22 protein-coding genes are annotated in these 26,345 nt (G+C 66.1%); 11 read left to right on the top strand and 11 right to left on the bottom strand.

Annotated elements, in window-relative coordinates; translation table 11 throughout:
- Window positions 1–39: 39 nt before the first annotated feature.
- From HDA40_RS36430 to HDA40_RS36440, 3 genes are read right to left on the bottom strand one after another with little or no spacing between them, the layout of a single operon-like run.
- Entirely contained in the window at window positions 40–846 is an 807-nt protein-coding gene (locus HDA40_RS36430; protein ID WP_253762417.1) for a carbohydrate ABC transporter permease, read from the bottom strand.
- Window positions 843–1,745 (bottom strand): carbohydrate ABC transporter permease, encoded by a 903-nt coding sequence (locus tag HDA40_RS36435; RefSeq protein WP_253762418.1) that lies wholly within the window; start codon window positions 1,743–1,745, stop codon window positions 843–845. The genes HDA40_RS36430 and HDA40_RS36435 overlap by 4 nt, the downstream gene beginning before the upstream one ends.
- 2 nt (window positions 1,746–1,747) lie before the next feature.
- The gene (locus tag HDA40_RS36440) at window positions 1,748–3,025 is read right to left on the bottom strand and encodes an ABC transporter substrate-binding protein (protein WP_253762419.1); all 1,278 of its coding nucleotides are present in this window, start codon (window positions 3,023–3,025) and stop codon (window positions 1,748–1,750) included.
- 326 nt (window positions 3,026–3,351) lie between these two features.
- Here HDA40_RS36440 and HDA40_RS36445 point away from each other — a divergent pair, with 326 nt between their 5' ends.
- The gene (locus tag HDA40_RS36445; protein WP_253762420.1) at window positions 3,352–4,023 is read left to right on the top strand and encodes a FadR/GntR family transcriptional regulator; all 672 of its coding nucleotides are present in this window, start codon (window positions 3,352–3,354) and stop codon (window positions 4,021–4,023) included.
- A 114-nt stretch (window positions 4,024–4,137) separates the two neighbouring features.
- Here HDA40_RS36445 and HDA40_RS36450 read toward each other — a convergent pair whose 3' ends face one another.
- Entirely contained in the window at window positions 4,138–6,078 is a 1,941-nt protein-coding gene (locus HDA40_RS36450) for a glycoside hydrolase family 88 protein (RefSeq protein WP_253762421.1), read from the bottom strand.
- 244 nt (window positions 6,079–6,322) lie between these two features.
- On the opposite strand from HDA40_RS36450, the gene HDA40_RS36455 reads away from it, so the two are divergent.
- The 4 genes from HDA40_RS36455 (at window position 6,323) to HDA40_RS36470 (ending at window position 15,033) form a co-directional block, all read left to right on the top strand.
- Window positions 6,323–8,854: a carbohydrate-binding protein gene (locus HDA40_RS36455; RefSeq protein WP_253762422.1), complete on the top strand. Its 2,532-nt coding sequence runs from the start codon at window positions 6,323–6,325 to the stop codon at window positions 8,852–8,854.
- Window positions 8,855–8,958: 104 nt separating this feature from the next.
- Complete coding sequence (locus HDA40_RS36460) at window positions 8,959–10,539, top strand: carbohydrate-binding protein (protein WP_253762423.1); 1,581 nt, start codon at window positions 8,959–8,961, stop codon at window positions 10,537–10,539.
- 10 nt (window positions 10,540–10,549) lie between these two features.
- Complete coding sequence (locus HDA40_RS36465) at window positions 10,550–12,538, top strand: carbohydrate-binding protein (RefSeq protein ID WP_253762424.1); 1,989 nt, start codon at window positions 10,550–10,552, stop codon at window positions 12,536–12,538.
- Window positions 12,539–12,582: 44 nt separating this feature from the next.
- Window positions 12,583–15,033: a PQQ-dependent sugar dehydrogenase gene (locus HDA40_RS36470; RefSeq protein WP_253762425.1), complete on the top strand. Its 2,451-nt coding sequence runs from the start codon at window positions 12,583–12,585 to the stop codon at window positions 15,031–15,033.
- Window positions 15,034–15,300: 267 nt separating this feature from the next.
- Here the strand turns inward: HDA40_RS36470 and HDA40_RS36475 are convergent, their stop codons facing one another.
- A complete protein-coding gene (locus HDA40_RS36475; RefSeq protein WP_253762426.1) occupies window positions 15,301–15,639 on the bottom strand; it encodes a DUF5713 family protein in 339 nt (112 codons plus the stop codon).
- 234 nt (window positions 15,640–15,873) lie between these two features.
- On the opposite strand from HDA40_RS36475, the gene HDA40_RS36480 reads away from it, so the two are divergent.
- On the top strand, window positions 15,874–16,398 hold the full coding sequence (locus tag HDA40_RS36480) for a hypothetical protein (protein WP_253762427.1): 525 nt from the start codon (window positions 15,874–15,876) through the stop codon (window positions 16,396–16,398).
- A 62-nt stretch (window positions 16,399–16,460) separates the two neighbouring features.
- On the opposite strand, the gene HDA40_RS36485 is transcribed toward HDA40_RS36480, so the two are convergent.
- Window positions 16,461–17,555: a CapA family protein gene (locus HDA40_RS36485; RefSeq protein ID WP_308197803.1), complete on the bottom strand. Its 1,095-nt coding sequence runs from the start codon at window positions 17,553–17,555 to the stop codon at window positions 16,461–16,463.
- 135 nt (window positions 17,556–17,690) lie between these two features.
- On the opposite strand from HDA40_RS36485, the gene HDA40_RS36490 reads away from it, so the two are divergent.
- Window positions 17,691–18,212 (top strand): hypothetical protein, encoded by a 522-nt coding sequence (locus HDA40_RS36490; protein WP_253762429.1) that lies wholly within the window; start codon window positions 17,691–17,693, stop codon window positions 18,210–18,212.
- 204 nt (window positions 18,213–18,416) lie between these two features.
- Here HDA40_RS36490 and HDA40_RS36495 read toward each other — a convergent pair whose 3' ends face one another.
- Window positions 18,417–19,358, bottom strand: coding sequence for a dienelactone hydrolase family protein (locus HDA40_RS36495; RefSeq protein WP_253762430.1), 942 nt, complete (start codon window positions 19,356–19,358; stop codon window positions 18,417–18,419).
- Window positions 19,359–20,077: 719 nt separating this feature from the next.
- Between HDA40_RS36495 and HDA40_RS36500 the strand changes: the two genes are divergently transcribed.
- Complete coding sequence (locus HDA40_RS36500) at window positions 20,078–21,028, top strand: M15 family metallopeptidase (RefSeq protein ID WP_253762431.1); 951 nt, start codon at window positions 20,078–20,080, stop codon at window positions 21,026–21,028.
- Window positions 21,029–21,279: 251 nt separating this feature from the next.
- Here the strand turns inward: HDA40_RS36500 and HDA40_RS36505 are convergent, their stop codons facing one another.
- Entirely contained in the window at window positions 21,280–21,699 is a 420-nt protein-coding gene (locus HDA40_RS36505; RefSeq protein WP_253762432.1) for a hypothetical protein, read from the bottom strand.
- 282 nt (window positions 21,700–21,981) lie between these two features.
- Complete coding sequence (locus HDA40_RS36510) at window positions 21,982–22,164, bottom strand: hypothetical protein (RefSeq protein ID WP_253762433.1); 183 nt, start codon at window positions 22,162–22,164, stop codon at window positions 21,982–21,984.
- A gap of 556 nt (window positions 22,165–22,720) precedes the next feature.
- Here HDA40_RS36510 and HDA40_RS36515 point away from each other — a divergent pair.
- Entirely contained in the window at window positions 22,721–23,896 is a 1,176-nt protein-coding gene (locus HDA40_RS36515; protein WP_253762434.1) for a VOC family protein, read from the top strand.
- Window positions 23,897–24,056: 160 nt separating this feature from the next.
- Here HDA40_RS36515 and HDA40_RS36520 read toward each other — a convergent pair whose 3' ends face one another.
- Complete coding sequence (locus HDA40_RS36520) at window positions 24,057–24,257, bottom strand: DUF5713 family protein (protein ID WP_253762435.1); 201 nt, start codon at window positions 24,255–24,257, stop codon at window positions 24,057–24,059.
- A gap of 221 nt (window positions 24,258–24,478) precedes the next feature.
- On the bottom strand, window positions 24,479–25,063 hold the full coding sequence (locus tag HDA40_RS36530; protein WP_253762436.1) for a TetR/AcrR family transcriptional regulator: 585 nt from the start codon (window positions 25,061–25,063) through the stop codon (window positions 24,479–24,481).
- A gap of 83 nt (window positions 25,064–25,146) precedes the next feature.
- On the opposite strand from HDA40_RS36530, the gene HDA40_RS36535 reads away from it, so the two are divergent.
- Both HDA40_RS36535 and HDA40_RS36540 read left to right on the top strand, forming a co-directional pair.
- On the top strand, window positions 25,147–25,995 hold the full coding sequence (locus HDA40_RS36535; RefSeq protein WP_253762437.1) for an aldo/keto reductase: 849 nt from the start codon (window positions 25,147–25,149) through the stop codon (window positions 25,993–25,995).
- On the top strand, window positions 25,992–26,330 hold the full coding sequence (locus HDA40_RS36540; protein ID WP_253762438.1) for a DMT family transporter: 339 nt from the start codon (window positions 25,992–25,994) through the stop codon (window positions 26,328–26,330). The genes HDA40_RS36535 and HDA40_RS36540 overlap by 4 nt, the downstream gene beginning before the upstream one ends.
- The last annotated feature ends 15 nt before the right edge of the window (window positions 26,331–26,345 follow it).

Here is a 26,345-nt window from a genome sequence, read left to right on the forward strand (position 1 = left end):
GCCTTCTAAATGTATGATTGGTCGGATGTCACGTCAAGGCTAACCCTTGGTGGCGCCACCGGTGAGACCCTTCACGAAGTGCCGCTGCAACAGCAGGAAGAAGATCAGCACCGGCAGCGTCGCGAGGAACATCATGGCGAACATCGCGCCGAAGTCGACCTGGTACTGGCCGATGGAGCGATAGATGCCCGTGGTCACCGTGGTGCCTTGACTCGGCCCTAGGATGACGAGCGGATCGATGAAATCGTTCCAGATCCAGACTCCCAGGAAGATGAGCACGCTCGCGGTCGCCGGGCGCATCAACGGAAAGACTATGCGCCAGAACGTCTGACCGCGGCCGGCTCCGTCGAGGGCGGCCGACTCCTCCAGTTCGACGGGGATGGCCCGCACGAACCCGGTGAAGACGAAGACCCCGAACGGCACGTAGTAGCCGACGTTGAACAGCACGAGCCCGGGCACGGTCGTCATCAGCCCGACGGCTCGAAGCACCTGAGTCACCGGCATCAAAATCACCTGCGGCGGGATCATCAGCCCGCTGAGCAGCAACAACGTCAACGCACGCGTCCACCGTCCCCGCGTACGCGCAAGGTAATGGCCGAGCATCGCCGACAGCACGGTGAGCACGGCGATCGACAGCGACGTGACGATGAGGCTGTTGGTGAGGCTGACCCAGAAGAGGCGATCGGATCGCCCGAGGGCGGACCGGATGTTGTCGAGCGTGGGCGGGATCGGCAGCGACGCCGGCGACTTCGAGATCTGCGGCCCGTCCTTGAAAACGTTGACCACGGCGACGTAGAGGGGGACGGCGAAGACCGTCGCGACCAGCAGGGCGAGCACCTTCCTCACAGATCCACCTCACGGCGCTGGAGCAGTCTGAGCGCGACGCCGGACAGCGCCGCGATGATGACCAGCATGAGGATCGCCATCGCGGACGCGAAGCCTTGCCGGTTGGCGACGAAACCGGTCTGCAAGACGTTGTAGGCGATGGTGGCGGTGGTCCCGGAGCCCGGTCCGCCGCGCGTGATGATCTGGACATGGTCGAAGACCTTGAACGCCGAGATCAGCAGGATCACGGTGTTGATGGTCAGCGCCGGAGCGAGCAGCGGCCACGTTATCCGCCAGAAACGGCGTACCGGGCCGGCCCCGTCGATCGCGGCCGCTTCCAGCAACTCCTGCGGAATGTGCTGGAGCCCAGCCAGGTAGATGACGACGCAGAAGCCCAGCATCTGCCACGACAGGATGCCGCCCAGCGAATAGAGGGCGTAGTCCGGGTCCGACAACCACCCGGGTGGCTCGTCGACGCCGATCGCGCGGAGGGTCTGGTTGATCAGCCCGTCGTTGTCCAGCAGGCGGGTCCAGATGACGCTGACCACGACCGAACTGAGCACGACCGGGACGAAGAAGACGGTACGCAGGCTGGAGAAGAACCAGCTCTGGCGATCGAGCAGTGCGGCGATGGCGAGGCCGGCCACGTTCGGGACGATCACCACGATGGCGGTGAGGATGCCGGTCACCCGCAACGAGGTGAGGAACTCCTCGTCGGTCAGCAGCACCCGGTAGTTGTCGAGGCCGACGAAGTGTGTCTCGTCGCGGAACGGGTTGTAGTTGGTCAGGCTGTAGCCCAAGCTGATCAGGATCGGGGCCAGCACGAAGCATAGGTAGACCGCGGTGCCCGGGCCGCCGAACGACACGAAATGCCAGACCCGCCGCCCGATCATCGGGCGGCGGGACACGGAGGATCTCATGGTCAGGTGGCCGCCTTCGCCCATTCGGCGTCGAGGAACGCGCAGACCTGGTCTGCGGTCTTCTTGCCGGTGACGAGGTCGACCGCGGAGGAATCCCACTTCGCCGTCACGCCCGGCAGCATGCCGTCGTCGCCGGCCTCGAAGCCGAACGCCGGGACCACCGCGTTGGCCGCGACGCCTTGTGCGTACAAGTCGTAACCCAGCTTGTAGGCCGCACCGACGTCGGACGGCGGCGTGTAGCCCTTGATCGCGGGGAACAGCCCGTCGGCCTTGGCCGAGTTGTCGAGATTGCCCTTGTCGAGCTGGAAGCCGAGCGCGAAGGTCTTCGCCGCATCGAGGTTCTTGGCCTTGGCGCTGACGAGCAACCCACCGCCGGTGAAGGCGGGGATGACCAGCTTGCCGTCGTCCGCGGGCCAGGCGAACTGCCCGACGTGGAGCTTCGTGGTGGGTTTGTCGAGTTCGCCGGCGAGCCAGTTGCCCATCGCGTACATCGCGCCCTTGCCGTCCAGGAACGCCTGCTGCCCGGCGGCGTAATCGCGCGAGACGTCCTTAGCGTCGACGTAGCCCTGTCGCGCGAGGTCGGCCAGCTTCGTGGCGCCTGCCTTGAACTCCGCGTCGCAGAACTTCACCTTGCCGGCCCGGCGGTCGTGCATCCAGTTCGGATTCTTGGCATACACGTCGGTGGCGAGGATGCCGGCCCACAGCGGGCCGATCGAGTCGTGCACCCCGGCCGTGACGAACGGTGTGATTCCGTTGGCCTTGAGCTTCTGGGCAGCAGACATCAGCTCGGCGTAGGTCTTGGGCTCGCCGGTGATGCCGGCCTTCGCGAACAGGTCCTTGTTGTAGTAGACGGTCGGGATGGTCTGAGTGTTGGCGGGCAGTTGGTAGACCTTGCCCTTGATCGCGCCGTTGGTGGGGAACTGGAAGTCCTTGAGCTCCTCGGGCGTCCAGGCGTAGAGGTTGCCGCCCTCGGCGAAACCGGCCGGCGACACGGCGATCATGACATCGGGGAACTGCCCGGAGCTCAGCAACTGCTTGGCGTACGTGGTGCGGTCCTGGTCCGGCGAGACCAGCTTCTTCACGGTGATGTCGGGGTGCTTGTCGGTCACCCGTTTGATCGCGGCGTCCCAGTATTGCGGCGTGAGATTGGGTGTTTCGAAGACCAGGAAGGTGATCTCCTTCTTGCCGGCAGGCGTGTTCGGCTCGCCGACTTCGCAGGCGGCCAGGGTTGGGGCGGCGAGGAGCACCGCCATCCCCAGCGTGAGCAATCGTCTCCTCATCCGGGGATTACATCCGATGTTTCGCCAGGATGTCAAGGCATTAGATATGTATATCGGGCACTGCCTGGACCAATGATGGGATGACTGCCGGGTGGCCCCGGTGCCCCGGCCGGCCCCGACGTCGGTCGCGGAGCGTGACGGCCACGACGTGTCTGGATGACGCGATCATCCGACGTTTGTAAACTAACTGGCCTATCAGGATGAGGCAACCCGGTGGCCGTGGCCATACCGGTTGCCTGGCGTCGCAGCAGCAAGCGAGATACATCCAATGATTTGTCGTAACGGACGGTGCGGAGAGTGCGCTCGGCCGCCCTATCCTTGGCCGCATGGCCCTTACCGATGAGGCGATCGAGCGCATCAAGGAGATGATCGTTTCGGGCGAGCTGCGCCCAGGCGGACGGCTGCCCAAGGAGTCCGACCTCGCCGTGCGACTGGGCCTGTCCCGCAATTCGCTGCGCGAGGCGGTCAAGGCCTTGTCGCTGATCCGGGTGCTCGACGTCCGGCAAGGCGACGGCACGTACGTGACCAGCCTGCAACCCGCGGTCTTGCTCGACACGGTCGGGTTCATCATCGACTTCCATCGCGATGACAGCGTGCTGGATCTGCTGGAGGTTCGGCGCATCCTGGAATCCGAGGCGACAGCGCTCGCGGCCAGGAAGATGACCGACGAACAGCTGGCCGAACTCGGCACGGTGATCGACGGCATGGAGTCGGCGGCCGACATCAACGAACTCATCGATGCCGACCTGGAGTTCCATCGCCAGATCGCGCGGGGCGCAGGCAACCCGGTGCTGGCCTCGCTCATCGAGAGCCTGTCGGCCCCGACACTGCGTGCTCGGGTGTGGCGCGGGCTGACCCAGGCGGACGCGGCCGACAGCACTCGAGAACAGCATCGGGCGATCTACGCCGCGCTGCGCAGCCGGGACGCCAACGTCGCCCGCTCCTGGGCCGCCGTGCACATCGCCGGTGTGGAGGAATGGCTGCGCAAGGCGCTCTGAACGTGATCGCGGGGTGCGAGGCTGACCGGCCCCGCACCCCGCTCGGACGCCCCCACCCGCGCCTGGCCCGGGGCGACCGCCGCTCCGGGTGGAACCGGAGCCGCTTTCGACGCGTCAGGTACGCGTCTGCTCGTACATGATCAGGAACGCGCCCAGACCGTGGAAGTCGTTGGTGGCGCGCGTACGCCCGACGTAATAGGCGTAGTCGCCGACGTTGGTGCCGATGGAGATGTCGGTGAGGTTGGTGCGGCCGTCGGACCCCAGGGAGATCCGGTTCAGCACGCCTTGGACACCCCGGTCGGCGTTGCCCTGATAGGTGGCGGCGACGTATCCGTCGGCGATCGCCTTGTCCATCGTGTACGCGTACATCGACGAGCAGGAGGTCTCGGTCCAGTCGTCCGCCCGGTTTCCCTTGTCGACGACCTGGAACCACCGGCCGCTGACGGGGTCCTGATAGGTCGCGAACCCTCGCACCATGTTCTGCGCGATCGTGACCAGCTGCGCTCGCCGGGGATGATCCGCCGGAAGGACGTCGAGGATCTGCAGCGTCGCCATGCCGAACCAGCCGATGGCGCGGCACCAGTACTCGGCGGACAGTCCGGTGACGTTGTCGGACCACGTCTCGTCGCGCGGCTCGTCATAGGCATGTCTGAGCAGGCCGCTCGGCTGCTGCAGGTGGTTGGCGTAGACGACGATCTGCTTGGTCGCCTCCTCCCAGGCGTACGCGCTGTCGCCGACGATCTCGCCGTACTCGGCCAGGAACGGCATCGACATGAAGGCCCCGTCGGCCCACAGCTGGCCGGCCCGGCTGTCGCTCGTCGCGTGCCAGAAGCCGCCGTCACTGGTACGCGGATAGGTGGCGAACCGGTCGTGGATCTTCTGTGCGGCGATTCGATACTTCGCCTGCCCGGTCTCCCGGTAGAGGATGAGCAGCACCCGTCCCGGCAGCATGCTGTCAAGGTTGTTGTAGCTCTGCGAGACGTTGCCGTTGGTGTCGACGAACCGGTCCATCCAGTTTCTGATGTAGTCGAAGTAGCGGCGATCGCCGGTGCGCTGATAGACCAGGTATTGCCCGTACATGTACAGCCCCACCGGGTAACTCCAGCCCCCGATGGTGCTGGGGGTGTATCGGGCCATGGTCGACTCCACCATCGCCACCGCCCAATCTGTGCCGGACGGCGGCCCGGCGTCACCGCCGACGGTCAGCGAATCGAGGTTGGCCGGGCCGGTGGCGCTCGTGGCGGTCAGGCGCACGGTGTTCGTCCCGGCGTTCAGCGGAGTCTGCACGGTGACGGTCTGCCAGGCTGACCAGGCGCCGGTCGGGCCGAAGACCGGCGTGCTGACGATCGTTCCGTTCACGGCCAGGGCTGCCGGTCGGTTCGTCGTGCCACCGTTGGCATATCGAACCGTCAGGTTCGTCGAGCCGGCCTGTTGCGCGGTGAACGTCCATTCCACGCCGCTGCCGCCGGTGTTGTCGCAATTGGCGAAGCCGGTCCCGGTGTACCCGGGCCAGTTGTTCTCCACGACGCAGCCGACGACGAACGTCGCCGTTTCGGCTTCGAGGACCTGGGGTGGGGCAGTGGCGTCCACGTCGAGGAAATCCACGTTGGGCCCGCCGTTGGCGGTCGTCGCCGTCGCCTCGACGAGGTTCGCGCCGGCGGTCAGCGTCGCGGGGATGACCATGGACTGCCATGCGTCCCAGGACCCGGTGCCGGGGAATGCGGCGTTGGCGGCGATCGGCTGTCCATTGAGGGTGATGGTCATGGGTCTGTTCGTCGTGGTGCCGTTGGCGTACCGGAGGATGAGTTTGACCGGCGTGGTGGCGACGGCGTCGACGCTCCACTGCACGGACGAGCCGGTGACGTTGTCGTAGTTGACGAAGCCGGTGCCCGAGAAGCCGAGATGGTTCGCCTCGACGACGCCCTGCGTGATCGTGGCGCTTTCCGCCTCGTGCCGCGTCACCGCCGCCGTCGCGGGAGCGCTGAGCGATGTGAGCGTCACGGCCACCAGAGCGCCGCCGATGGACGCCGAGATGAACCGTCTGACGAAACGCATGCGGTGATCCTCCTGATCCTTCAAGCCGCCACGCCACGTTCACGGATGTGGACGGATGTCGCCGGGTTGCGCGTGGCTCACGTGAAGATATCCACGATGTTCACCGTCGGTCAATATTTGTTAAGCAACCTGCCCATCTAAAGATCCAATCAATCTTGGCTCTTCCATTGATCTATGCGGCGTACGTATGCTCTCGGCACCTTGCCGACCCATGATTGATCGGATCTTTAGACGGAGGGTTGCGATGACCCGTCTCCTCGCCCGGCTCTGCGCGGTGCTCCTCGTGGCGGCTACGCTCGTCACCGGTGGGACCTCTCCCGCGCAAGCTGATCTCCAGCATCCCCGGCAGGCGTTCCTGCGGGACTCGGTGGGCGGTCTGTTCCTCCACTGGGGAATGCGTACCTCGCCCGGCTACACCAGCTGCAGCAGCTGGGAGAGCGCCGTCGTCAGCGGCGGCTGGGACCCGGACTACTGGGTTGCCGAGGCCAAGAAACTGCACACGCAGTACCTCGTGCTCGCCACGTTCCACAGTCGCCTCGGGTACGCCCGGCCCTGGCCCTCGGCGATCCCGGGCAGCTGCCGGCTGACCAGCCACGACTTCCTCCGCGACCTGATCGACGCGACCAACGCCGCCGGGATGAAGACCATCCTCTACATGACCGACGACCCCCAGTGGAACGCCGAAGGACTGCCGTCGGGTCAGAGCTGGCTCAACAGTTCGGCGTACTCCGCGTACAAGGGACACACCGTCGACCTGACCACCCGCGACGGCTTCGGGGAATTCAGCTACGACAACTTCTTCGAGGTCATGAATCGCTATCCGGACCTGGGCGGATTCTGGATCGACAACGACAACGCGTACTGGGAGAGCCACAACCTCTACGCGCAGATCTACCAGCAGCGGCCGAGCTACACGATCAGCAACAACAACGAAGACACGCCGATCATGGACATGATCAGCAACGAGCAGAAGACCGGCATGACGCCGAGCTATGACTACCCGCAAGCGGTCTACACCGCCGCACCCCGGCTCACCGAGGCAGACTTCAAACTGCCCACCAGCGGGTCGTGGTGGTACACCGGCACGGACAACTCGGTGGACTACAAGCTCACCCTCGGCCGGCTGATCACCAACGCCGGATCGTCGATCAAAGCGCTGATGGCCGAGACCGCGATGAACAACGGGAAGTTCCCCGCCGCACAAGCCGCCTTCAACACGTTCGCCAACACCTACCTGAACGGCATATGGGAGTCCATCGGCGGCACCGAAGGCGGCGGATACATGTACGGGGGGCTGGACCCCGGCTTCTGGAACGACGGCGCGCACGGCGTGACCACTGTCAGCAAGACCAACGCCGATCTGCACTACATCCATGTCTTGACGGCGCCCACGACGTCGACACTGCGGCTGCGCGACAACGCGTACAAGATCGCCCAGGTCACGAATCTGCGTACCGGCGCGCCGATCGCCTTCACCCAGAGCGGCGGCTGGCTGACCCTGACCGGGCTATCGGGCTGGGACCAGTACGACACCGTCTTCAAGGTCGTGACGAGCGGCCGTGCGGGCATCATCGCGCCCACGTCGTACGCGATGAGCGCCTCCGCGTCGGCCTCCGGTCACCCCGCCTCGGCCGCGGCCGACGGCGACTACCTCACCTACTGGGACAACAACAACGCCGCGACCGTCTCGCTGCGGTTCGACCTCGGCACCGCCAAGCCGGTGCAGTACATCGGGATAAACCAGCGCGAAGACTCGACCGTCTACCCCGCCAGCGGCTCCGCACGGATCAACGCGTACAAGGTCTACACCTCCAGCGACGGCAGCACCTGGACCCAGGTCAAGAGCGGCAGTCTGCCGAACGCTCGCGGTGTGCAGATCATCGACTTGACTCGGGTCACGACCCGGCACGTGCGGCTGGAGAAGACCAGTACGCAGGGCATCGACCGGCTGCGGATCGACGAAGCCTGGATCGGTTCGGACTACGCCAGTTCCGGCGCGGTCGTCGTGCCCGGCCCCGGTCGTCTCGAAGCCGAAAGCCCGCCGGCGGTCTGCGACGGCACGATCGACAGCAACCAGCCACCGTTCTCCGGGAGCGGCTTCTGCAACACCGCCAACGCCGTCGGCGCGTACGCCGAATGGCAGGTGGACGCCTCGGCGGCAGGCCCCTACACGCTCACCTTCGGCTGGGCCAACGGCACCACCGCCGACCGAACCTCGACCGTGTCGGTGAACGGCACGACGGTGACCACGCCGGCGTTCGCTCCCACAGGAGCGTGGACCACCTGGACCACGACCTCGCTCAGCGCGAACCTCGCGGCCGGCGTCAACACGATCCGAGTCACCGGCACGACCGCCGGCGGCGCGCCGAACCTCGATTACCTCGACGTCCTCTCGACCGGCCCCGCGCCGGTGGACTACCAGGCCGAAGACTGCGCGATCCTGCAAGGTGTCGTCGAATCCAACTGGGCCGGTTACACGGGCACGGGATTCGTCAACGGCGACAACGTCGTCGGCTCCGGCATCGATTGCACGGTCACCGGCCCGGCGACGACCCTGACGATCCGGTACGCCAACGGCACCACGACCGACCGCCCCATGACGGTCATCGTCGACGGCGTCGCCGGCGCCACGATCTCCCTCGCCGGCACCGGCGCGTGGACGACGTGGGTGAGCGCCTCGACGCCGATCTCGCTCAGCGCGGGCAGCCATACGGTCCGGCTGACCTCCACCACCGCCAACGGCGGACCCAACCTGGACCGGATCTCGATCAGCTGACCACCGTTCGCCGCTGTTGATCATGGGGTTCGCGGCTGCGACACGCCGTCGAAACCGCGGTCAACTCCATGATCAACGCGGTGAGGCACTGGGGAGGAATGACGATGCGTAGGAGAACTGTGCTGGTCGCGGCGGCTGCGGCAGTCGGCGCGGCGGCCGGGGCGGCGCAACTCGCCCGCCCTGGCGAGCCACTCGGCGCGGCGAGCGCCGCCGCGGCCACCTGGCAGCTGCGCTGGGCGCCGGAGGCCGGTACGCACGGCCTCGCGGCGTTCGAAGGAGTCGAAGACGACCGGGCGAACTCGCATCCGGCCGGTCAGCCGCACATCTACGTCTCCGGCAACGACTACCGCTTCACCATGCACCTCGTCGACCGGGACACCATGACCGACCGGCAACGGCAAGAGGTCAAGGGCATGGTGTGGGACGGTGCGGATCTCATCCTGGCCAAGGGCGAGACCTGGAAGCTCGCCCATCGGATGTTCATTCCCGGCTCGCTCAAGGCGACCACCACCTTCACCCACATCATGCAGACCAAGGCCCCGGGCACCGACACGCTACCCATGATCACCATGTCGTTGCGCCGGCACGACGGCGTACAGAAAGTCGAGCTCGTCGCCGGTGGCGTCACGGTCGGCCTGGCCGACCTGGTCCCGCTGCAGAACAAGTGGATCGACGTCGAGTTGGAGATGACGATCGGGGACAGTGACACCGGCCGCGTCCGTTGGGTGCTGCGCGACGGCGCGACGACGGTGATCGACGTGACCCGCAGCGGCGTCGACACCTGGCTGCAGGACCGGGTAAGGCCGAAGTGGGGGATCTACCGGTCGCTCGGCGACACCTCAGGCAGTCTCCAGGACTGCTACCTGCTGATCAATACGATGCGGGCGTACAAATGGGGAGCGGGCGACCCGCCGCCGGTGGGCACTCGGTACGAGGCGGAGAACGCCGTCATCAGCCAGGGAGCGGTGGAGAACAACCACACCGGCTACACCGGAACGGGGTTCGTCAACCTCGACAACGTCGCCGGCTCCTATCTTCAATGGACGGTCACCGCACCCGGCGCCAGCCTGGCCACCCTCACGTTCCGGTACGCCAACGGCACCACGGCCAACCGCCCGATGGACGTGACCGTCAACGGATCCCTGATCGCCGACGAGCTGGCCTTCGCACCCACCGTGAACTGGGACGACTGGGACACCCAGACCATCACCGGGGTCCGTCTGCCGGCCGGCGGCAGCACCGTCCGGGCCACCTCGACGACGTCGAACGGCGGTCCCAACCTCGATCACCTCGAGGTTCAGGTCGTGCCGCTGACCCCGGTGGACTACCAGGCCGAGGCCGCGACGATTTCGCAAGGCGTCGTGGAAAGCGAGCACACCGGTTACACCGGCACGGGTTACGTCAACACCGACAACATCGCCGGGTGCTCTGTGCAATTCACCGTCACCGGCCCCGCCGCCACGCTGATCATCCGGTACGCCAACGGCACGACGGCGGACCGGCCGATGACGCTGTCGGCCGACGGCGTCTCCCTCGGCTCGGTCGGTTTCCCGCCGACCGGCGCGTGGACGACCTGGTCCACCGTCACGAAGACGATCAGCGTCGGTTCGGGCACGCACTCGCTGCGCCTGACGGCGAGCACCGCCAACGGCGGGCCCAACCTCGACCGGATCACCCTGTCCTGAGGAGTGCTTTGTGCGTACTCAGAAGATGGCACGAGCCTTGATCGCAGCGGCCGTGACCTGTGCCGCGACCGTGCTGATGGTCATCGGCGGAGCGCGACCGGCGACGGCGCTGGCCAACGGCCTGGCGCGGACGCCCCCGATGGGCTTCAACAACTGGAACTCGACCGCCTGCCGGGCCGAGTTCAACGAAGCCATGGTGCTCGGCATCATGGACATCTTCGTCGACCAGGGCTTGCGCGAGGCCGGATACACCTACGTCAACCTCGACGACTGCTGGGCCGTACCGGCGCCGAACTCGCGTGACGCCGCCGGCAACCTGATCCCTGACCCGGCGCGGTTTCCGCGCGGCATCAAGTACCTGGCCGACTACGCGCACGCGCGCGGCCTCAAACTCGGCATCTACACCAGCGCCGGCACGAAGACCTGCAACACGTTGGGCTTCTCCGGCGGGCTGGGTCACGAGCAGCAGGACGCGGCCACCTTCGCGTCCTGGGGCGTGGACTACCTGAAGTACGACAACTGCAACAACCAGGGCGTGGATCCGGTGCTGCGATACACGACGATGCGGGACGCGTTGCTGGCGACCGGACGGCCGATCGTCTACTCGATCTGCGAATGGGGACGCAGCGATCCGAAGGTGTGGACCTGGGGCGCCGACGTCGGCAACCTGTGGCGCACAACGGGGGACATCAGCGACAACTGGACCAGCATGATCGGCAAGGCGCAGGCCAACCGGGTGCTCTCGCAATACGCGGGGCCCGGCCAGTGGAACGATCCCGACATGCTGGAAGTCGGCAACGGCGGCATGACCGCCACGGAGTACCGCACACATTTCAGCCTCTGGGCGATCATGGCGGCTCCGCTGCTGATCGGCTCCGACCTGCGCAAGGCTACGGCCGACACGTTCAGCATCCTCAAGAATGCCGACGTCATCGCGGTCGACCAGGACCCACTCGGCCGCCAGGGCACCCTCGTCAGCAATGACGGGGCGGGCCACGTCGTCTACGCCCGCACCTTGGCCAACGGCGATCGCGCGGTCGCCCTGTCCAACGAGACGACGACGACCGCCACCATCGCGACCTCGGCGGCAGCGATCGGCATCGGGGGCTCCTCCTCTTACACGCTCAAGGATCTGTGGTCGAAGGCGACCTCGACGACGAGTGGGGCGATCAGCGCGTCGGTCGGCGCGCACGCCACGACCCTCTATCGCGTGTCGCGGGCCGGCACGACGACTCGCATCGAGGCGGAGAACGCCGTCTTCACGAGCGGTTCCACCGTTGACACGAACTGGTCGGGCTACTCCGGGCCGGGATTCGTCAACACGCCGAACAGCTCCGGCAGTTACGTCGAGTTCACCGTGACCGCCGTGCAGGCCGGGCCGGCCCGGCTCACCTTCGACTACGGCAACGGCTCGACCGCCGACCGGCCCGCCACCCTGACCGTCAACGGCAGCGGTTCGACGTCGCTGGCCTTCCCGCCGACCGGCGCCTGGTCGCTGTGGAAGACGCAGGTCGCCACCGTCTCCCTCGCCGCCGGCGCCAACACGATCCGGCTCACCGCCACCGGCAGCGGCGGCGTGGCCAACCTCGACTATCTCGACGTCACCGTCACGCCCAGCACGCCGACGCAGAACTACGAGGCCGAGGACGCCACGATCGTCCAAGGCGTCGTCGAGTCCAACCACACCGGATACACCGGGACCGGATTCGTCAACGGCGACAACCTCGCCGGGCCCTACGTCGAGTGGACCGTCACGCCGTCCGCCGCCGGTCCGGCCACGATCACCCTCCGGTACGCCAACGGCACCGCGGCGACGCGTACCGCAGACGTCCGGGTGAACGGGGCGCTGGTGCAGACGCTGTCCTTCCCCAGCACCGGCAACTGGGACACCTGGTCGACGGCGACCTTCACCGCGTCACTCGCCGGTGGAGCGAACACGATCCGGATCACCGCGACCGGAGCGGACGGCAATCCCAATCTGGACCGTCTCACGATCTGACCCCGCAACAGCGACGCAGACCTCCCAAGGGACGAGGTGAATCAATGAGAAAGGCAAGGATCACCGGCGGGCTGGCCGCAGCCGCGCTCGTGCTGACGGCGCTGGCCGGAACTCCGGCCTCCGCCGCGCCGACCCGGTACGAGGCGGAGAACTCACCGGCCGTGTGTGACGGCACGATCGACTCGAACTGGACCGGCTTCTCCGGAACCGGATTCTGCAATACCGCCAACGCCGTCGGCGGCTCGGTGACCTGGACGGTCACCGCGCCCAACGCCGGCACTGCGACCCTGGGCATCCGGTACGCCAACGGCACGACCACCGACCGCCCGGCCGACGTCATCGTGAACGGCGGGACCGCCTCGGCGGCGGTGTCGTTCGCCGGCACCGGCGCGTGGACGACCTGGGTCACCAAGACCGTCACGGTGCCGGTGAACGCCGGTTCCAACACGATCAAGCTGGCCGCGACCACAGCCAACGGTGACGCGAACATCGACTTCCTCGACTTCGAAGTGGCGCCGCCGCAGAACTACACCGACTATCAGGCCGAGAGCTGCACGCTCACCCAAGGCGTCGTCGAGTCCAACCACACCGGATACACCGGCACGGGTTTCGTCAACGGTGACAACGCCGTCGGCAGCGGCATCGCCTGCACGGTGACCTCGGCCGTGGCCGGGACCTACTCGGTGGAGATCCGGTTCTCCAACGGCACCACGACAGTGCGGCCGATGGACGTCTTCGCCAACAACACGCTGGTCACCAACATCGTCTTCCAGGGCACCACGAACTGGGACACCTGGGCCACCCAGACCGTCAACGTCGCCCTCAACGCCGGAAGCAACACCATCCGGCTGACCTCGACCACGGTCAACGGCGGGCCGAACCTCGACCGGCTGCGCGTCGCCGCGCCGCTGGACACCCAGTCTCCGACGACCCCCGGGCAGCCCGTCTGCGACCCGATCGTGCAGGATTCGATCACTCTGGACTGGCCGGCCTCGACCGACGACGTCGCAGTGGTGGCGTACGACATCTACCACGACGGCACGCTGCTGGCCTCACCCGCGTCATCGCCCTACACGCTGACCGATCTCAACTTCAATTTCACCTACCGATTGTCGATCTTCGCGCGGGACGCGGCCGGCAACGTGTCCGCCACCAGCCCGCTGGCGACCAAACCGGACGGCAGCGGCTGCGTCACCGGGGCGAGTTCCGATGTGAGCCCGCCGTCCGCCCCGACCAATCTCGCCTCCAGCAACGTCACGCAGACCTCGGTGAACCTGACCTGGGCAGCGTCCACCGACAACATCGGTGTTCGGCAATACATTGTGCAGAACGCGGCCAACGCCAACCTGTTCGCCCTCAGCGGCAACCCGCCGGCCACCTCCGCCACCGTCACCGGGCTGACCTGTGGCACCTCCTACACCCTGCATGTGGTCGCCAAGGACAAAGCGGGCAACACCTCGGCGGCCAGCAACGCCGTCGGCCCGTTCACGACCAGTGCCTGCAGCCGCGGTACGCCACAGAGCCCGACGACGATCGCGGGCAGCTGGGACATCCCCTGGGACATCTGCTGGAACCCCCAAGGCACCTACGCCCTGGTCACCCAGCGCGACACCTTCCAGGTCTACAAACTGACGCCCAGCGGCACCAAGACCCTGATCGGCACGGTGCCCAACAGCGTCACCACCGACGGGGAAGGCGGCCTGATGGGCTGCGCGGCCTCGCCGACCTGGAACGGGACCACCGACACCGACTGGTTCTTCATGCATACCTCCAACGACGGGGGCACCACCCAGAACCGCGTCGTGAAGATGACGTTCAACGGCTCGACCCTGACGAACCGGACCGTCATCCTCGGCGGCATCCGGTCCAGCCGCTACCACAACGGCGGCCGGATCCGGTTCGGCCCAGACGGCTACCTCTACGTCACCACCGGAGACTCCCAGCAGCAAGATCTCGCCCAAGACGTCAACTCGCTCAACGGCAAGGTCCTGCGCATCACCAAGACCGGCGCGGCGGCCCCCGGCAACCCCTTCGGTACCCGGATCTACAGCTACGGCCACCGCAACCCGCAAGGGCTCGCCTGGGACTCCCAGGGCAACCTGTGGGAAGCCGAATTCGGCAACGCCACCTGGGACGAGGTCAACCTCATCCAGTCCGGCAAGAACTACGGCTGGCCGACCTGCGAGGGCAGCTGCAGCACGTCCGGCATGACCAACCCCAAGTGGCAGAAGGGCGTCTCGTCCTGCTCGTGCAGCGGCATGGCGATCGTCAACGACACGATCTACCTCGGCGCGCTGCGCGGCCAGCGGATGTGGCGACTGGAGATCACCGGCACCGGCATCACCAACGAATCCAGCTATTGGGTCAGCACCTACGGCCGGATCCGCTCCATCACCAAGGTGCCCTCGGACAACGCCATCTGGTTCGGCACCTCGAATGAGGACAACAACGGCGACGGCACCCCGGACGTCATCCGGCAGTCGCTGATCAGGTAACCCATCGCTCGCGGCCGTCCGTGCGCCGACGCACGGACGGCCACCGTGACGGATGGGGTCGAAGACCTTGATTCGGCGCTCGCGCGTCGGGAGAGTAGCCGATCTCGTCGGTGGACTCGCCGATGGTCACGTGCGCATGATTCAACCGGACATCGACTCCGCCCACACACGCCACGGCGACCCGTCCGAACCATCCTCAAGCTCGAACCGTGCGGCGCGCCCAATGACTTTGTGGTGATGGTGGTGACGGCCACTGGCGTCGCGGGGTCACCATTCCCGGGTGGAGATCAGTTCTTCGATGTCGGCGTCAGCGAACCCGTAGGCCGTTGCGATGAAGTCGAAGTCCGTGCCGATCGCGTCGCGGGCAACGGTCTCGATCTCGCTGCCCGCCTGGTCGAAAGCTTCCTCAAGGTCGTTGAACTCCTCGGTCGCCGCGTGCGTGATCGCGTAGAGCGCGGCAAGGTCCGCGGGCTGTTCGGCTTCGATGCGGTCACACATCCGGACCAGGATCGCCTTGCCCAGGTCGACGACATGATCCGGGTAATAGTCGTCCTGGTACATCTCAGCGAGAAACGAGTATCTCGCCACTTGCTGGTTGAGCGGCACCTTCTTCTCCTTGCTTGCGAGTACCCGTCGTCTCACTCGCGCGGTCGGCACATGGGTTCCGTTGCGGAGCCAAATACGCGTTGACGCACAAAGATCGTATGCCCGAGGAGGCCGGCTCGAAGCAAGGTGGCATCGCGGACCCGGGCCGCTACGACTAGTTGTTCGGCCAGGCGACCCGGTTGTGGGCGGGGAAACCTGGGCACGCACTCAAACCGCATAGTGCACAATCGACGGGTGCACCTCGGCATCCCTGGCTTCGTGCCAGACTGGCTTGCCGGCCTGAAGGCGATCAAGGCGGCGCACGGTGAGCGTCTGGGCGGGCTGGCCGGTCGCAGGTTGACATCTGTTGATCTCGTGTACTTCGTCGAGGATGGTTCCTGGTACGCCGATTGCCCGGTGGTGTTTGATTTTGAGGGTGAGCGCGTCGAGATCTGCCACCAGAAGTTCGACGACTTGTCGATCACCTGGAATACGATCGACTGCTCCGCGCCGATCGGCGGCTGGGACGAGGCCGACTTCGCCCCGGTGTGGCGGGCCGGCGAGGTCCTTCTCGGCGATTTCGTCGGCAGTGAGGTGCGAGAGGTGGCCTTGCTGGAGTGGCGCGGTGACCGCGATATGGCCGATGGGATGGTGGCGGTCGAGTTCGTCTTCGAGACGGGCCGGTTCGCTGTTGCTAACGGGTTGGATGAAAACATGATCGAAATCGGGGCGCGTGTGCCAGCGTACGAGCGTCGAGTGATGGGCCGCGACGGCTTCTGATCTTGCGTCGGCGCTTCCGGAGGTGTTGACGGCGACGCAATGGTGGTCGCGGACCGTGTTTCTCACGAGGCTCGCGCGACCGTGAGCGAGCCGTCGGTGTGCATCCGGACAGGACTGCCGATGTCAGCGAACGTGCGCGCCATCTCGGCGATGTCGGCCGGCGCAGCTCGCTCGAGGCGCAAGCGTCGTGATCGATATACAACGATGCGCAGGCTTTCGAGCCGTCCCTCGGCGTCCAACGAGGCGAAGTACGCCGGCCGCAAGTCATCGCGGAACCCCTCGTAGCCGCCGATACCCTCGTAGTCGTCCACGAAGTCGCCGCATCCATAGAGGATCAGCCGATCCCGATAGACCTCGAAGCGCCGCGGATGATGCGACGAATGACCATGCACGAGGTCGACGCCCGCGTCGACGAGCCTGTGCGCGAACCGGACCTGCTCACGGGGCACGTCGTAACCCCAATTCGATCCCCAGTGAATCGACACGACGACGATGGCGCCCGGCCGGCGTACACGCTCGATCCGGTCGATCAACGACTCCGCAGCGGCGTCCGACAGATCCGGCAGGTAGGCCACCCCTGAAAGGCTGTCGCGAGCCGCCCACGCCGAGGGAACGCCGCTACTCGGCGTACCGGCCGCGAACACCATCAGTTGGCCTGCAGGCAGGGCCGTCATCGCCGGCTGCCAGGCTTGCGCCTCGTTCGGCCCGGCGCCGACGTTCGGAAGCCTCGCATCACGCAGTGCGGCGAGCGTGTCCGCCAGACCGTCCCGGCCGAAGTCCAGGATGTGGTTGTTCGCCGACACGCACACGTCGGGACGGGCGGCGGTCAGGCAGGCGATATTCGCCGGATTCATCCGGTACAGGACCGGCTTGGCCAGGTCGGGGCTTCCCTGCCCGGTGATGCTCGTCTCGAGGTTGATCACGCGTGCGTCCGGGGCGACCCGATCGAATTCGGCCAGCGCGTCACCCCAGATCCAGGACGGGGGCACTGGCCGGTGGATCGGGCCATGCGCGATCTCGGCGAGCCGGACGTAGTCGCGAGCATCGTCGACCATGCTTTCCCACAGCCGGGGGTCCCCCGGCGATTCGAGGATCTGATCCACGCCGCGGCCAGTCATCACATCGCCGCAGAGCAAGATCGTGCACCGTACGGCCACCGGGAACGCTTACCCGGCTGAGGCCCGAGCTCAACCTTGGATCTTGGCGCGTCCTCGCAGGTGATTCCGTGCCGATCACCGCGAACGCTACCGCGACGGCGGACTTCGACGGCGAGGGGATCGGCGAGTCAAGATGTGGCTGAGGTCCTGATGACCGCCACGACGTCCGAGTATGTTGGCTCGATGCCTGGAGAGTTCGTCGCGCAATGGAAGGAACTGCTCGTCTACCGCGAGAACGGCAAGCAGTTCGCGTTCGACTGCGTCTGGGGAGTGGAACCTCACGCCGTCTACGTGCCGACGGCTGGCTACTGGCCCAAGGTAACTCCCGACTGGCTGCGCGACCGGAGGCCAGAGATCCTCGCACTCTTACGAGACTTTGCCGGAACTAGTTACACAGTCCGAGAGACCAGCGAGGGCTACCAAGCAGAAGGCCGCCCTCGACTGGCGTTGTTCGTTGCGACCTCGACTGACGGTCTTCCGGCCGGAGCGTGGGTCGCGGTACTCCTGGATCCCGACGAAGATGATTCGCCCGACTCATCCTGGAACAAGACTGACAGGGCTAGGTTCCTCAAGGATCACGCCGGAAGAATAGGTACGGGAATAACGCCTGCAGCCGCAATCGAAGACTTGAAACAGCACGGGGGGCATCACCTGTAAACGGTATGGCACAAGCCTCACGCTGCTGGCTGGCAAACCCAACCGAGGCGGATTCAGGTGATCGCCGTGCTCACTCTGCAGGACCGAGTCATCCTCAGGGATCTTGGACGACCGGAAGCCGTCGAGCGGTAGCGCGGCAACCCGCCGCGAACCTTCACCGCGTTAGGAAAACTCCTAGCCTTCGTCCCCTGGTCGGGCGCCACCTCACGCCCCGAGTTGCTTCCGGATCTCCCGCTCCATGATCGCGCCGAACTGGCCAGATCGATCGTGGTCCACTCCAGGCACGACGTGAAGCTGAGTCGTGAACCCGTTGGCCCGGTACCACGATTCACCGGCCTTGACGCCGTACGCGCTCGTCCAAGCCGAGTCTTGATCGCCGACGTCCCACACGAATGGCACGGCGGCCTTGTACGCGGCGGTGAACGTCGGTGTGGCGATGCAACGGCCACCGTAGGAGATCGCGACGCCCACGCCGTCTGTCATCGTCCGCACGCCGTATGCGGGTGCGAAATACTCCGTGAGCCACTGTGCCCCCGAGGAGTAACCGCCCAGCGCAACCCGTGCCGTGTCGATGTTGTAGCGGCTCTTCACGTACTCCACCAGGTTGTGCGACCAAGCCGTCTTCTGTATCGGCGTGTAGCCCGACGATGTCTCGTACCAGCAGGTGCCGTCACCGTCAGGGCAGCCTGTGCCAGGCGCCAAGGGAGTCAGGAGGACCATGTTCTGCCGTTTCGCGACGGCGATCATGCCGCTGGTGCCCGCGAGCAGATATGTGGACGACGGGTTCTTCAATCCGTATTCGCCCGATCCGTCGGCGTAGACCAGCAGGCCGACCGGCTTGGTCCAGTTCAGCCCCGCCGCGTACAAGTGATACGACGACGTGATGCCGCCGTTGCTGTACGACAGGTTGGTCCGATCCGTCCGTGGACCACCCGATCCGCCACTGGCAGCAGCCGGAATCCGGGCTGTCGGTGCCGCCGAGGAAGTAGTCGTCGCTGGTGACACCGGAGCCGTCGGGGTTGGTGTTGCAGTCTGCGTCGGCGCGCTCGTGGTCCGGCCGACAGATCGGGAAGTCTCCGTCTCCGCCGCCATCGCGCGCTGCTCGCTGGTGTCGCCCAGCGCGATCTCACCGGTGTGGTCCGGCAAGACCGGCGCTCCCCCCGCCATGCCGAAGGAGATGACCCCCGCCAAGCCGCTGGCCGCAAGGAGGCGGCGGAGGGTGCTCGGCCGCCCGTTCGCCGCACGGTGTCGGGGTGCGGGCTGGGTTCCCTGCCGGGGTATCGCCGATCGATGGCGACCACCAGCAGTTTCATGGGGGGCTTCGGCGCGGCGCATGGGCCGATGCTAGGCAACCCACTCTCAGTCCGCCCACCCCTCAACACGGAAACCCGGCACTTTCCTCGTGCCTATTTCGTCTGGTGGAGGCCACATTTGCCGCAGCAGTTCGGCCACGGCCCGAGGTGACCACCAAGCTGGCAAATCACTTGATTACAGCATTTAGTGTTTATTGCCGGGCTGGCGGGCACGAGCGGTCAGGGGCACTAACGCATCGACTATCGGAAGTCTGATCAACAAGTGATCCCGGCAGGAATCGAACCCTGCGACCGGAGGTTTAGGCCGTGTCTCTGGAAGGGGTCAAGCAGCGTAGGCGCCGAAGTCACGCATCGTCTGGCTTGGCCGCTGAAGCAGGCCGCCGCAACGCCTCCCAGCACATCCCCGGCGTACCCTTCCTGCGGTGCCTCTTGGCGTGACCGTCGGCTTCGCGGTCTCGGCAAGGTGCGCTGGGGGCAGATCCGTAGATGCCGGCGTCGTCGTGATCATTCGTAGCCCCCGCTCTCACCTGGGCAAACGCTATCCTTGTCGAAATGTGCGCCCCCGAAGTCGTCTCGTCGTCCACCCGCTCCGCGGCCCGCACGACTGCTGCTCCTCGGTGGCGCGACGGCGGCCGGGCGGCGTGTCTCCTGGCCGTGGCTGCGCTCGTGGGCTACGTCCTATCCGGCTGTTCGGGCGCCCCGGCCGGCCCGGAAGCGGACAAGCCGACACAAACCGCGGCCGCTTCGCCGACCGCGTCGACCGAGTCTCCAAGCCCTGTGCCCACTCGCATCGGCAACGCGACCGCCGCGCCGTCATGGCTGGGAACGCGAGTGCTCCCGGTAGGGCCGCAGGGGTTCGCCGCCGCCCAGCAGACGCCGACCGAGCTGCGTAACCGGTCGATCGTCACCGTCGACGACTTGCCACCACCGGCGGACGGCCGCTTTCACGCAACCGTCCAGGCGGTACCGGCTGGCGTACTCGCTCGGTCCAGCTGGACCAAGGACTGCCCGGTCGCCGCGGCCGACCTGCGCTACATCACAGTGAGCTTCCGCGGCTTCGACGGACTCGCCCACACCGGAGAGCTGCTGGCCAACTCTCGGGCGGCTGACGACCTGGTCACCGTGTTCCAGCGACTCTTCGCAGTGGGCTTCCCGATCGAGCGTATGCGGATCTCCAGCGCCGCAGAACTGAACGCACCGCCGACCGGCGACGACAACACCACCGAGGCGTTCGCCTGCCGACCGGTACGCGGCCAAAACGGGTGGTCCCAGCACGCCTACGGCCTCGCCGTGGATCTCAACCCGTTCCAGAACCCGTACCACAAAGGCGAGATCATCCTGCCGGAACTCGCCACCGCCTACCTCGACCGAGCCGATGCGCGACCCGGAATGGTGCAACCCCACACGCAGGCTGTCCGGGCCTTCGCCGCGATCGGATGGAAGTGGGGCGGCGACTATCGATCCCTGAAGGACTACATGCACTTTTCTGCCACCGGCGGCTAAGGTCAGGGCTTCGCGACGGTTCGTGTCCCCGGGGGCGGGCCCCAACGTCTCGTCTGCGACATGATTCGGGACCCGGCTGCTCGATCGAGCACTGACCGACGCCGCGCCAGTGCGGCCATTGCCGGAAGACGCCGCCGCCCTGCTACGAAAACTCGCCGCGCCGGCGAGACTGGCGGCGCATCTGCGCGCGGTGCACGACGTGGCGTGGCAGCTCACCGAGGCGATCACCGACATTTGTCCAGCGCTGCTGGTCAACCGGGAAGAGGCTGTTCGGCGCGGCGACGCACGACATCGGCAAGACGATCCACATCGCCGAGCTGTCGCAGCCCGGCACGCGTCATGAGCTGGCAGGGTATGAACTGCTTGTCGAATCGGGCGTCGAGCCCCGGCGGGCCCGCTTCGCAGCCAATCACGGAACATGGGCCGCGCCCGACGTCGGCACCGAGGACCTCCTCGTCAGCCTCGCCGACAAGATCTGGAAGGCCAAACGGGTACCGGGCCTCGAAGACCGCATCGTTCAGCGAATTTGCGAGGTCTCTGGCGAGAGCCGCTGGCAGGTCTTCATGAACCTCGACGACCTGCTTGATCAGCTTGCGCAAGGTGCCGACGCGCGGCTGGCGTTCCAGAACCAGTACCCGGTTGCCGCCGACGGCTGAGAGCCCACGCGCCACGGCGACCCGTCTGAACCATCCTCAAGCCGGAACGGTGCAGCGAGCCCAATTACTTTCTGGTGATGGTGCCGACGGCCACCGGCGTCGCGCGGCCACCATTCGCGGGTGGAGATCAGCTCTTCGACGCCATATCGAGTCCCGCCTTCTTGCGCCAGAATGACCCGTGATAGCGAGAAGGCAGGCCCGAGGTGCATCACTGCGCTGAGCCGGCACATGTCTCCATGGCAGGAACGACCCGCTGCAGGCAACCTCTGACCCGCCTCCAAAAAGTCATGCTGCGGATCATTGGGCCATATCCATCTCCTTCTTGACCTTTTCCAGAACCTTCTGAGCTGCGTCGTTCAGCGTCACCCCGCTCATGTCATGCTGGGCGAGGTGGCTCTTCAATGCTTCTAGGAATTCCGCTTCATCGTTGGATGCCATGAGAGAGTTATCGTCTTCACAGACGTACTTGTACTCTTTCATCTTCTTCTCCCGTCCCGGGATACGCATCGGACATCGTTCCGGCGTCGAGTCCGGCTCACCGGATTGAGTACGCGCCAGTGAAACAGGCGGCCCAGCGTGGCAGAAAACGCTGCTACGCCCATTATAAGACCAGGACCTGAACAGCCACGGGAAGAGGACCTTTCCGCTTCGGCGAGGGCGGACCGGATCTGCGCCGGAGGGCCGCGAGCTCCACTGCCTGCGTCGACCCCACATAACCGTCCGCTTCGGGTCACCCGCTGCGTCGGTGGAGGGGGCGTACGCGTCAAGGACTCCGCGCCGGCGAGCTTCGGCCAGCCACCGGGCTGGCGGCCACCTCCGGAACATTCCACTCCTGGCAACCGCTTTGCGCGGCGCAGTCCCAGGATGCGCGCCTTGCGTAGTGCAATGCCACCTGGCGGTAGTGCTCCGAACGCTCTGCCTCTCCGAGCCAGATCTTGGCCAGGTTGCCGATGTTCAACGGCGTACCTCAAGGGCCTGCGATGCATGATCACTGTCCGGGCGGATATTGTCCGAAATGAGCTGTACAGTGCCGGACATGACAGCGATCGGAGTGGATTGGCGGGTGGTCGATGGCGTTGCGACGGCATGGTTTGACGCGCCGTCGTTGATCGAGGGGGCTGCGCTGGCCAGGCGCATCCTGGACGTATCGGCCGAGATCGTGGTCGACCTGCGTGCGACAGGCATGCGGGTGCGCCTCGCCTCAGACGAGCACGCCCAGGCGGTTTCGGCGGCCGCTCGGGATCTTGGGCTGGTCGCAAACCCTGCAGTGCTGCAACACCTGAGCGTTGTGATCGAGTCCGCGGACCCGTCTGTGGTGAGGCGGTTCTGGCGGCGCGTGCTCGACTACGCGCCGGGCGAGGATGGGGGTTTGGCGGATCCGTTGCGGCGCGACCCCGCGGTACGGATCCGGCGGTCGACCGAGCCGCGGCCATTGCGAAACCGTATCCACCTCGACGTGGTGAGGCCAGCCGCGGCGGTCGAGCAGGTGGGTCTTGGTGAGGCATCGGGACCGTTCGGGGTCTGTCACCGTGACCCCGACGGTAACGAGGTCGACCTGGTGCCGGGCGCAGTACTCGGCGAGAGGAGCGAGACAGCCGACTGGCAGGTGGTGTTTAGCGCGATGGCGTGTTACCGCATCACCTCGCCGACGCAACAGGGTGACCTGGCCGCCGCAGCAGCGGCGCTAGCCTACGACGCGCGCTTCCCGCTGCTGGTCGACCTGCGCCCGGGGCTCATGATCATCGACAGCGGTAAGGACCAGTGGGGGGACGACGCCCACGGCCTCGAGCTCGACTTCACTGACTTCGCCGCAAACCTCCAGACTGCTGCCCGCGAACTCGGGGCCACTGCGGATCTGAGGCTGCCGCGCTTCGCTCAGCTCTTCCTCGACGCCGCCGACGTCGCCGCAGTACGCGCGTTCTGGGTCGCCGCACTCGGATACACCCACGACCGGCGAGCCGGAGTTACCGATATTCACGATCCGCGGCGGCTGAACCCAGTGCTGGTGTTCCAAAAGCTCGACGCATCGGAGACGCAGCGGCGCAAGCAGCGCAACCGCATCCACTTCGAGCTCGCGGTGCCGTCGGACCTCGCGCAGACGCGCCTCGCCACGACCGTCGCAGCTGGTGGCCGGCTCCTTGACGAGTCGAAGGATCGCTGGCGGGTCGCCGACCCCGAAGGCAACGAAGTTGTGATCGTCAGTGGGGCATGAGTTCGCGTTCGGCTGAGCCGCCACCTGGCGATGTTCGGCCAACGAGCGTTGGATCTCCGTCGCGATCAGCATCGAACACGCACGCCACTGTTCGGCGAATCTGCGATGTCTCTGGCGAGAGCCGCTGGCAGGTCTTCATGAACCCCGACGACCCGCTTGATCAGCTCGGCGTCAGCGAACCAGTAGCCGTTGCGATGAAGTGGAAGTCCGTGCCGATCGCGTCGCGGGCAACGGTCTCGATCTCGCTGCCCGCCTGGCCGAAAGCTTCCTCAAGGTCGTTGAACTCCTCGGTCGCCGCGTGCGTGATCGCGTAGAGCGCGGCAAGGTCCGCGGGCTGTTCGGCTTCGATGCGGTCACACATCCGGACCAGGATCGCCTTGCCCAGGTCGACGACATGATCCGGGTAATACTCATGGACGGATGCCTGGGATCGACGGGATCACCGCGACGCGACGCATCCTGGCCGGGGCCGGGCCGCGACCCCGCGTGATCATGCTGACCACTTACGACCTCGACGATTACGTCTACGAGGCGCTTCGGCGCGGCGCCTCCGGCTACCGAAGTGAAGTTCCTCGACGGACGTCAAGTTCTGTCTATCTTGAGAACCGCTGCAAGGCGACCGAGTGCTTTCTTGATGTCCGCGACTGACTGCTTCCGTACGTGCCGTTGATACTGGTAGACCTCGGGGGAGAGTGGAGCGAGCAGCACGTCGGGGAGTGTGTCCTCGCGTACACCCGCCTCTCGAACCTGTGAGGCGACGAAGGTTCGCCAGAACCCGTAGGCGCCGGTGCTGAAACGGGCGGCGCCTAGTTCGGCTCCCAGTGCGAGCGGCAGATGCTGTTCCAACAGGTCGACCATGGCCGCGTAGAAGGCCGTCAACCGTTCATCGGGTGAGGCACCGGGACCGAGTGGCGGCGGACCGGAGAGAAGCTGTTGCTGCAATGCTCGTTCGTGGACGTCGAGCAGGGCAACGGCGACCGAGGCGACGTCGGGATACCGCCGATAGAGCGTGCCTCGTCCGACGCCGGCGGCGGTGGCGAGATCCGACATGGTGATCGATGGCCCCTGAGCAGCGAAGAGTTGTTCGGCGGCGGCCAAGATGCGCTGTCGGTTCGCGGCCGCGTCGGCTCGCTCCTGCGGCGATGTGTCGAGCAACTTCTTCCTCACCCTCCCATGCTAACTGGACGCCTCGTCCACTTCGTGTATTGTCTCGTATCTGGACACGGTGTCCACTTATTGGAGGAGGCACGATGCGGAACGCGACGATCACCATCGCCGGCTACGAGGTGGGACGCGTCGGTTACGGCACGATGCAGCTCACCGGACCGAAGGCGTTGGGAAGCCCCGTCGATCCCGAGGCCTGCAAGGAAGTAGTTCGCAGCGCGGTTGCACAGGGCGTGCGGCTCATCGACACGTCCGCGTACTACGGTCCCGAGATCGCGAACCGGCTGCTCGCCGAGGCGCTCTCCCCCTACCCCGACGAGGTCCTGATCGCGACGAAGGTGGGCGCTCGCCGAACCCCCGACGGTGGCTTCACCGCCGACGCGACGCCGGAGGCGATCCGTGGCGCGGTGCACGACAACCTTCGCCAGCTCCGCATCGACAGGCTGTCGCTGGTCCATGCGAGATACATGCCAGACAGCACAATCCCGTTCGAGGACACCGTCGGCGTGCTGGCCGACCTGAAGGACGAAGGGCTGGTCGCCCATGTCGGAGTTTCGAACGTTTCGCTCGACCTGTTCGAGCGTGCTCGGACGGTCACGCCTATCGCGTCGGTAGAGAACGAGTTTCGTCTAGGACTCGATGCCGGTCGAGATGTTCTCGACGCCGCGACACAACTGGGCATCCCGTATCTGGCGTTCCGCCCGCTCGGCAACGGCCTTCTGGCCAGGCTGGACTCGCCGCTTCGGGCCCTCGCGCAGGCCGCCGGCGTATCTCCGGCAACGATCGCCTTGGCCTGGATTCTCGACCAAAGCCCAACAACGGCGGTCATTCCCGGCTCGGCGGTGTCTGAACATCAGGCGGCCAACCTTGCTGCGCTGTCGTTCGAACTCACCGGCGACCTGCGAACCGAACTCGCCCGGCTGGACCTCTCGTGAGCATCGGCTGGATCGCCATCGTCGCGGCTGGAGTCCTGGAGATCGCGTGGGCGCACAGCATCCGACTGACGGAAGGCTTCACCAAACTGCTCCCGACGGTCGTCTGCGGCGCACTGACCATCGCAGTCCTCCTGATTCTCAACGTCGCGATGAAGACCGTTCCCGTTGGCACCGCCTACGCGGTCTTTGTCGGCATCGGCGCTCTCGGCACCGCGATCGTCGGAATGATCTGGCTCCACGAACCCGTCAGCCCTCTCAGATCGCTCGCACTCGCGCTCATCGTGGGCGGCGTGGTCTTGCTTCGACTAACCGACGTCAACACTGCGACCACATGACGCGCCCGCCGGAAC

Source organism: Hamadaea flava (assembly GCF_024172085.1).
GTDB lineage: Bacteria > Actinomycetota > Actinomycetes > Mycobacteriales > Micromonosporaceae > Hamadaea > Hamadaea flava.

Bases quoted from the DNA above. Each gene is read 5' to 3' on its own strand.
- HDA40_RS36435 (WP_253762418.1), bottom strand. From the start codon at position 1,745: ATGAGATCCTCCGTGTCCCGCCGCCCGATGATCGGGCGGCGGGTCTGG.
- HDA40_RS36440 (WP_253762419.1), bottom strand. From the start codon at position 3,025: ATGAGGAGACGATTGCTCACGCTGGGGATGGCGGTGCTCCTCGCCGCC.
- HDA40_RS36445 (WP_253762420.1), top strand. From the start codon at position 3,352: ATGGCCCTTACCGATGAGGCGATCGAGCGCATCAAGGAGATGATCGTT.
- HDA40_RS36450 (WP_253762421.1), bottom strand. From the start codon at position 6,078: ATGCGTTTCGTCAGACGGTTCATCTCGGCGTCCATCGGCGGCGCTCTG.
- HDA40_RS36455 (WP_253762422.1), top strand. From the start codon at position 6,323: ATGACCCGTCTCCTCGCCCGGCTCTGCGCGGTGCTCCTCGTGGCGGCT.
- HDA40_RS36460 (WP_253762423.1), top strand. From the start codon at position 8,959: ATGCGTAGGAGAACTGTGCTGGTCGCGGCGGCTGCGGCAGTCGGCGCG.
- HDA40_RS36470 (WP_253762425.1), top strand. From the start codon at position 12,583: ATGAGAAAGGCAAGGATCACCGGCGGGCTGGCCGCAGCCGCGCTCGTG.
- HDA40_RS36500 (WP_253762431.1), top strand. From the start codon at position 20,078: ATGTGCGCCCCCGAAGTCGTCTCGTCGTCCACCCGCTCCGCGGCCCGC.
- HDA40_RS36510 (WP_253762433.1), bottom strand. From the start codon at position 22,164: ATGAAAGAGTACAAGTACGTCTGTGAAGACGATAACTCTCTCATGGCA.
- HDA40_RS36515 (WP_253762434.1), top strand. From the start codon at position 22,721: ATGACAGCGATCGGAGTGGATTGGCGGGTGGTCGATGGCGTTGCGACG.
- HDA40_RS36520 (WP_253762435.1), bottom strand. From the start codon at position 24,257: ATGTGTGACCGCATCGAAGCCGAACAGCCCGCGGACCTTGCCGCGCTC.
- HDA40_RS36535 (WP_253762437.1), top strand. From the start codon at position 25,147: ATGCGGAACGCGACGATCACCATCGCCGGCTACGAGGTGGGACGCGTC.